Here is a 1,358-nt window from a genome sequence, read left to right as displayed (position 1 = left end):
CTCCTGACTTCCTCCAAATCATCCCAGAAACCCACCGCCAGCCCGGCCAGGAAAGCCGCTCCCAGCGCGGTGACTTCCCGAACCGCCGGCCGTTCAACCCGGGTGCCCAGGATATCCGACTGGAACTGCATCAGGAAATCGTTGGCCACCGCGCCGCCGTCCACCCGCAGCGATTGGAGTTTGGCGCCGGCGTCCGCCTGCATGGCGTCCAGCAAATCGCGGGTCTGGTAGGCGATGGATTCCAGCGTGGCGCGGATGATATGGTTGGCATTGACGCCGCGGGTCAGGCCGAAGATGGCGCCGCGGGCGTAGGGGTCCCAGTAGGGCGCCCCCAACCCGGTGAAGGCCGGCACCACGTAAACGCCATTGCTGTCCTTGACCTTGCCGGCGAAATAATTGCTGTCGACGGCGTCGTTTATCAGTTTCATTTCATCGCGCAGCCACTGAATCGCCGCGCCGGCCACGAATACCGCCCCCTCCAGGGCGTAATTCACCTCGCCGCGCGGGCCGCAGGCGATGGTGGTCAGCAGGCCGTGGCGGGAGCTGACGGCCTCCTTGCCGGTGTTCATCAACAGGAAACAGCCGGTGCCGTAAGTGTTTTTCGCCATGCCCGGCTCAACGCACAACTGGCCGTACAACGCGGCCTGCTGGTCGCCGGCGATGCCGGCGATGGGGATGCGGGTGCCGCCCTTACCGCCGATATTGGTCTGACCGTACACTTCCGAGGACGGCCGCACGCTGGGCAGCATGGAGCGGGGAATGTCCAGCGCGTCCAGGAGCTTGTCGTCCCAGTCCAGGGTATGGATGTTGAACAGCATGGTGCGCGAGGCGTTGGTGTAGTCGGTCACATGCACCCGGCCCTGGGTCATACGCCAGATAAGCCAGGTATCCACGGTGCCAAACAGCAGTTCGCCGCGCTGGGCCTGCTCGCGGGCGCCCTCCACATTATCCAGGATCCATTTCACCTTGGTGCCGGAGAAATAGGGGTCGATCACCAGGCCGGTGGTCTGGCGCACATAGTCCTCCAGGCCGTCGCGTTTGAGTTTTTCGCAAATATCCGCGGTGCGGCGGCATTGCCAGACGATGGCGTTGTACACCGGTTTGCCGGTTTCCTTATCCCAGACGATGGCGGTTTCCCGCTGGTTGGTGATGCCGATGCCGGCTATCTGATCGGAACGGATATCGGCCTTGGCCAGCACTTCCACCAGAGTGGAGCTTTGCGAGGCCCAAATTTCCATCGGGTCGTGCTCCACCCAACCGGGCTTGGGATAAATCTGGGTGAACTCGCGCTGCGAGACGCTGACGATATTGGCATCATGGTCCAGAATAATGGCCCGGGAACTGGTGGTGCCCTGGTC

The 1,358-nt window shown here is 63.0% G+C and carries 1 protein-coding gene; it reads right to left on the bottom strand.

Translation table 11 applies throughout. The annotated features are described in order from the left end of the window. Positions 1-1,358, bottom strand: a 1,358-nt coding sequence (gene glpK / locus FCN80_RS25950) for a glycerol kinase GlpK (protein ID WP_136993244.1), incomplete at both ends; no start/stop codon positions are given.

This window comes from Martelella alba, assembly GCF_005217455.1.
Lineage (GTDB): Bacteria > Pseudomonadota > Gammaproteobacteria > Enterobacterales > Enterobacteriaceae > Acerihabitans.
The sequence above is the reverse complement of the archived record's forward strand: the minus strand, read 5'-3'. Positions and strand labels throughout refer to the sequence as shown.